Raw genomic sequence first — 6,190 nt, 5'->3', positions numbered from 1 at the left:
TTGGAATGTGAGTTTGAGGGATGAAACGGATTTTGGTGGAAAGGAATTAACGGGAACGGCCTTGTTCACTTACGGCATGGCTTGGGGAATTAATCATGGTTTAATTAGCAAAAAAATGTACAAACCCATGGTTGCCAAAGCCATAAACGCTATGCTGAAAGATTGCGTACATCCCAACGGATTTTTGGGTTATGTGCAAGGAACGGGTAAAGAACCAAAAGACGGACAACCTTTATCGTTTGAAAAAGTACCCAACTTCGATGATTTTGGCGTTGGCTGTTTCCTTTTAGCGGGTGCGGAGGTTTATAAAATGAAGTAAAATATCAAAACCATGAAAAAATATATTTTTCTTATTTTAAGCTGTATATGCTTAATTAGTGCCAAACAAAAATCCAAACCAACGCTCTATATTATCGGTGATTCAACCGTGAAAAATGGCTCTGGGAAAGGCGCTGACGGACAATTTGGATGGGGAACACTTATACACGAACATTTTGATACAACTAAAATACATATCGAAAATCATGCCATTGGTGGCAGAAGTAGTCGTACTTTTTTGACGGAAGGACGCTGGGAAAAAATCTTGAAAAATCTCAAAAAAGGAGATTTTGTCATGATGCAATTTGGACATAATGACGGCGGAGCCATCAACGATACCACCAGAGCCAGAGGCACCATCAAAGGAACGGGCGAAGAAACCCAAGAAATTGATAATATGCTCACCAAAAAGCATGAAATCGTGCATTCTTACGGTTGGTATATGCGAAAATACATCAGCGAAACCAACGAAAAAGGTGCTACGGCAATTGTGTTTTCACCCGTGCCTCGAAATGTTTGGAAAAACGGTAAAATCCCGAGGGATGGCTATACCAAATGGGGGGCAGAATCGGCTCAAACGACCGGGGCATTTTTTGTGGATTTGAATGAATTGGTTTCGGTAAAATATGAATTATCAAGCGAAGCAAAACTGAAAGCAGATTTCTTCCCGATTGACCATACGCACACCAATTATGCAGGAGCAAAACTCAATGCTACAACGGTAGTAGAAGGCGTAAAAACTTTGAAAGATTGCAAAATCAACCAATTTGTATTGACCGAAAAGCAAATTGAAAAACGTAAAAAAGAAGTTCTAGTGATTGAAACGGGTTCTGTCTTTCCAATGCCAAATTCGTGGATTGATAAAGATACTGGTCATAAATTGGTGCGTTTATCGAGCGTAGAAGGCAATAATGCAAGTTTTTACTTTCACAATAATCCATTTTTGGCCGAAAAAGACGGTGACTTAATGGCTTTTTACAATAGCACGCCCGAAGGGAAAATGTTGTACTCGGTCAATCTGAAAACCTTAGAAAATAAACCACTGACTAACCGTAGTAAAATTGGTGGTGAAATATTTGCTCCCAAACGGGGCGAGTTATTTTTTCAACGAAAAGACAGCGTTTTTGCCACGTCAATTGTTACACAAAAAACTCGTTTGGTGTATGTTTTTCCTGCTGATTTCAAGGGTTCGATTGCCACGATAAATGCCGATGAAAAAATCTTGGCGGGTGGTCAAAAAGAAGGAGATACGGAGAGAGAAATTTTGAAGAATTTTCCCGAGAAAAAAGACTTTTTTGATAGAATTTTTGATGCTAAAATTCCCAATACGCTTTTTACGGTAAATATTGAAACGGGTGAATTGAAGAAAATTCACAAAGAAAACACTTGGTTGGGACACATTCAGTTTGTTCCTCAAAATCCAAATATGTTGATGTTTTGTCACGAAGGGCCTTGGCATAAAGTGGATAGAATGTGGACAATTGACATTCAAAATCAGCAAGTAAAATTGATGCACAAAAGAAGTGTGGAAATGGAAATTGCGGGACATGAATTTCCGAGTTGGGACGGCAAAACGATTTGGTTTGATTTACAAATTCCGAAGGGGCAAACCTTTTATTTGGCAGGAACAAATATTGAAACGGGCATAGAAAAACGCTTTCAAATGCAACGTGATGAGTGGTCGATTCACTTCAATATTTCACCACACCAAACGCTTTTTGCGGGCGATGGGGGCGATCCTGGACAAGTTGCTAAAGCCAAAGATGGACAATGGATTTATCTTTTTAGTCCCGAAGGTGATGTGTTAAAATCAGAGAAATTGGTGAATATGAAGCATCACGGGTACAAATTTGAGCCAAATGTGCATTTTTCACCCGATGGCAAGTGGATAATTTTCAGAGCTAATTTTGAAGGCAGAGAACAAGTATATGCCGTTGAAATTGCCAAGAAGTAAGTTCTGTCTAATTCGCACAACTAACGCTGGCTGGGTTTTGAGCCAGCCAGCGTTAAAACTTGACTTTTGTACATTCCAGAACAAACTAATTCAACTAACAACTTTTGTACAACCATACCGTATCTTTGTACAAAATGCTCAATACTCCCCTCCAAATTCTTTATCGTGACGTACATCTCGTTGCCATCAATAAGCCCCACAATTTACTGGTGCATCGTTCGCCCATTGCGGCGGATGAAAGCGTTTTTGCGTTACAATTACTCCGTGACCAACTCAATTGTTGGGTAAATCCTTGCCATCGAATTGATAGAAAAACGGGCGGCGTTTTGCTGTTTTCTTTATCGAAAGAAGCCGACAGAGCCATGCAAATGAAGTTCGAAAATCGTCAATGTGATAAAAAATACTTGGCCTTGGTCAGAGGATATTTGCCAGCCGAAGGTACCGCCGACCGACCCTTAGAAAACGAGAAAGGGGTGATGAAAGATTCCATTACGCATTATCGTTGTTTGCAACAAATTGAATTGGATATTGAAGTGAGTCGTTACCCAAAATCAAGGTATTCTTTGGCGGAAGTTATTCCTGAAACGGGCCGAATGCACCAAATCAGAAGGCATTTTGCGCAATTACGACATTATTTAATTGGCGATAAAGCGTACGGAGATTGTAAACATAATAAGATGTTTGAGGAAAATTTTGATTTAAATACCATGCTACTTCACGCCCGAGAATTGAGTTTTGAACACCCTTTTACGCAAGAAAATGTTACGATAATTGCTCCACTTCACGAGGAATTTTCCACAATATTAGAAAAGATAGGAATGGATTCTTCCAATTTTTAATGCATTTAACCCAATAATTATCAGTATATTTATTGCTAAAATAACATCCTTTAGTAAAATGGAAACCGTATCCACTAAATTGAGAAGAATACGAGAAATATTCGGTTACAGCCAAGAATACGTGGCTGAACGTATGGGTATTTCACAGCCAGCTTATTGGCAAAAAGAAAATGGGAAAAGAATGCCTTCCGATGAACGTTTTGAACAAATCGCTGAATTGTATCATTTGACGCTGGAAGATTTAAAATACGGAGAGATTAATTCGGTTTTAATTAAAGTGCATGAGTTGCAAATTGAAATTTTGAAAAAGAAAATACCAGTTGGTATCTCATAAAAAAATCCACAAATACTTGTGGATTTTTTTATTACGCTTTACTTAAATCTTGGGTCAACTGAGAAATGAGGACAAATTTGAACCACATCTGGCGGAGCAAACGGTTCATCGTCAATTTTGGTGAATAAAAAAGATAGTTCAAATCAGAATACTAATACATTCCAATTCTTTCTATTGAGCTACATTTTAAATTATAAAAGTATTCTTGAAGTTGGGTATGAATAGCTTTTCACCAAAATTGACGACGACCCATTTTAAACGCAATACTTACCTGTCCCAGAAATACGCTAACGAATCCGTTTTATTTCAACAATAATCAAGTCGAGTTCAAATATACTTTTCTCCATTAAACCCATACCCAACAAAGGATAGCGACAGCTTAATACTTCAACGGCTTGGGAAAGAATCACTTTCATTCGGGAAATGAGTTGATTTTACAAGCACATAGACCATCATTTAACCCAATTTGGCGTTTAAATGAATCATATAAGAACAGTGTACCGAAATCACTTTTCGATACGCTGTTCTTTTTGAAAATAGTATTTATCGAATGATAGAATTTAAAACGAAATAGGCAATTCAACCATCGTTTTATCCCAAGCCACCATCATAATTGCCTCATTCAATTTATCATTCGCTTGCTTGAATTGTATGGTAAGATTTTCCACCACTTCATCCAAATTTTTAACTGGAGCCTTAAATCTTACTACATCCATTGATTCTTTATAACTGTACTCGCCCCATTGGTCCAAATCGGTATTCAAAATAATTGTCCATTCAGTTTCAGTAGGGATAGCGTACAAAGAATAGGTTCCTGCTTTTACCTTTTTCCCTTGAATCGTTACATCATTAAAAAATTTTATTTCTGTAGCTTCATTGGCTCCTACCCGCCACATTTTACCATAAGGAATCAATTTTCCAAAAACTTCTCTATCCTTCTTATTTGGGCGACTGTACGTTATCCGAGCCAAAGCTTTATCATTCCATTCGGGTTTAGGAGAAAATTTGCGGTCATGGGCAAAATTATCAGGATAATAAGCCATATCCATCGGACTTTTATCAAGTCCTCTCAATTTTTGAGCATTTGCACCCAAAATAGTTAGCATTAAAATGCCAGTTAAGATTAATGTGTTTTTCATTAGTTTATTGTTAATTGTTGAGTTGGAAATTAAGTAAAAATATAAAAACTGTCATTGAGAATAGATTAAGGCAATCATAATTTTTTATAAAACGTATAAAAACTGTCATTGCGAGGTACGAAGCAATCTGTTGGATTAATGAAAGTATGTTTGAATACTATGAGTTGAAAAAACTTAAAGTTTTCAAACATAAGCTAACAGATTGCTTCACTGCGTTTGCAATAACAAAACTCAGAGCTTTGTCATTGCGAGAATCTCTAAGGTTAATAAAATATGTTTGAATACTGTTCGTCGAAAGAGTTTAAAGTTATTTTCTCGTAAGCAAACAGATTGGTTTAACGAAACTCCGATTCACTTCGTTCGCAATGACAAAACCAATAAAATTTTACTGCGTTTGCAATAACAAAACTCATAGATTTTTTCCACAAATCTATTCATTTCCCTAAATTAAATCAATGCTATTGGGCAAAGCATCTTTATTCCGTATTTTTGTGAAAATTTTATTAATCATTACAATTTGGCAGGATTTATGAAATTCTGAGTTAGACGTTTTACGACTGATAAGTAATAACTGCCCAAAACAACTGATGTTAAGAACTCACAATAATGGCGAACTTCGCCTTGCTCATGTAAACCAAACCGTAACCCTTTGCGGTTGGGTACAACGCTCTCGTGACAAAGGGGGCATGATTTGGATTGACCTCCGTGACCGCTACGGCGTTACGCAATTGATGCTCGAAGAAGGCAAAACACCCAAAGAAATCTTAGATTTATCTCGTACTTTCGGACGTGAATTTGTTATCTCTGCCACGGGTTTAGTCGTTGAGCGTTTGTCGAAAAATGATAAAATGCCTACGGGTGATATTGAAATAAAAATTACTGACCTTTCTGTATTAAATCCTGCCAAACTTCCTCCTTTTTTAATTGAGGACGAAACCGACGGTGGCGATGACATCAGAATGAAATATCGTTATCTTGATTTACGTAGAAATCCTGTTCGTCAGAATTTAATATTGCGTCATAGTGTAGCAAAAGCAACTCGCCAATACCTCGATAATCAAGAGTTTATTGAAGTTGAAACGCCCGTTTTGATTAAATCAACGCCCGAAGGAGCAAGAGATTTTGTCGTTCCTTCACGGATGAATCCAGGGGAGTTTTACGCCTTGCCACAGTCGCCTCAAACCTTCAAACAATTATTGATGGTCTCGGGTTTTGACCGTTATTACCAAATCGTAAAATGTTTCCGTGACGAAGATTTACGTGCCGACCGTCAGCCTGAATTTACGCAAATTGACTGCGAAATGTCATTCATCGAACAAGAAGATATTCTTAATATGTTCGAGGGCTTGATTCGCCATCTTTTCACCGAAGTAAAAGGCTTAGATTTAGGTGAAGTATCTCGCATGACCTACGACCACGCCATGAAATTTTATGGTTCAGACAAACCAGATATTCGTTTTGATATGAAGTTTGTTGAACTAAAAAGTGAAGAGGTAGATTTAGTTTCGGGTAAAGATTTTGTCGTTTTTGATTCAGCCAATACCGTTGTTGGAATTTGTGCCAAAGGTTGTGCAGAATACACTCGCAAGCAAATGGACGAATTGAC

Annotated in this window: 7 protein-coding genes; 5 read left to right on the top strand and 2 right to left on the bottom strand. The window is 37.5% G+C overall.

The window, feature by feature from the left end; all coding sequences use genetic code 11:
- The 4 genes from AC1W31_RS20040 to AC1W31_RS20025 all read left to right on the top strand — a co-directional run.
- On the top strand, positions 1-319 hold a 319-nt coding region (locus AC1W31_RS20040), incomplete at its 5' end, for a glycoside hydrolase family 88 protein (RefSeq protein WP_481736276.1).
- Between the two features lie 12 nt (positions 320-331).
- Positions 332-2,272, top strand: a complete 1,941-nt coding sequence (locus AC1W31_RS20035; RefSeq protein ID WP_481736275.1) for an oligogalacturonate lyase family protein — start codon at positions 332-334, stop codon at positions 2,270-2,272.
- A gap of 134 nt (positions 2,273-2,406) precedes the next feature.
- Positions 2,407-3,111 (top strand): pseudouridine synthase, encoded by a 705-nt coding sequence (locus AC1W31_RS20030; protein ID WP_481736274.1) that lies wholly within the window; start codon positions 2,407-2,409, stop codon positions 3,109-3,111.
- Positions 3,112-3,169: 58 nt separating this feature from the next.
- Positions 3,170-3,445 carry a helix-turn-helix domain-containing protein gene (locus tag AC1W31_RS20025; protein ID WP_481736273.1) on the top strand — a complete coding sequence of 92 codons (276 nt, stop codon included), beginning with the start codon at positions 3,170-3,172 and terminating at the stop codon, positions 3,443-3,445.
- Between the two features lie 287 nt (positions 3,446-3,732).
- Here AC1W31_RS20025 and AC1W31_RS20020 read toward each other — a convergent pair whose 3' ends face one another.
- Both AC1W31_RS20020 and AC1W31_RS20015 read right to left on the bottom strand, forming a co-directional pair.
- A complete protein-coding gene (locus AC1W31_RS20020; RefSeq protein ID WP_481736272.1) occupies positions 3,733-3,861 on the bottom strand; it encodes a hypothetical protein in 129 nt (42 codons plus the stop codon).
- Positions 3,862-4,005: 144 nt separating this feature from the next.
- Entirely contained in the window at positions 4,006-4,584 is a 579-nt protein-coding gene (locus tag AC1W31_RS20015) for a DUF2911 domain-containing protein (protein ID WP_481736271.1), read from the bottom strand.
- 587 nt (positions 4,585-5,171) lie between these two features.
- On the opposite strand from AC1W31_RS20015, the gene aspS reads away from it, so the two are divergent.
- The coding region (gene aspS, locus AC1W31_RS20010; RefSeq protein ID WP_481736270.1) for an aspartate--tRNA ligase at positions 5,172-6,190 on the top strand (1,019 nt) is incomplete at its 3' end.

The organism is Arcicella sp., from assembly GCF_964672035.1.
Note: the sequence above shows the minus strand (reverse complement) of the source record. Positions and strands in the feature narration are given on the sequence as shown.

What these genes read in the sequence shown, in the direction of transcription:
- AC1W31_RS20035 (WP_481736275.1), top strand. Translation starts at nt 332, where the DNA reads ATGAAAAAATATATTTTTCTTATTTTAAGCTGTATATGCTTAATTAGT.
- AC1W31_RS20030 (WP_481736274.1), top strand. Translation starts at nt 2,407, where the DNA reads ATGCTCAATACTCCCCTCCAAATTCTTTATCGTGACGTACATCTCGTT.
- AC1W31_RS20025 (WP_481736273.1), top strand. Translation starts at nt 3,170, where the DNA reads ATGGAAACCGTATCCACTAAATTGAGAAGAATACGAGAAATATTCGGT.
- AC1W31_RS20020 (WP_481736272.1), bottom strand. Translation starts at nt 3,861, where the DNA reads ATGAAAGTGATTCTTTCCCAAGCCGTTGAAGTATTAAGCTGTCGCTAT.
- AC1W31_RS20015 (WP_481736271.1), bottom strand. Translation starts at nt 4,584, where the DNA reads ATGAAAAACACATTAATCTTAACTGGCATTTTAATGCTAACTATTTTG.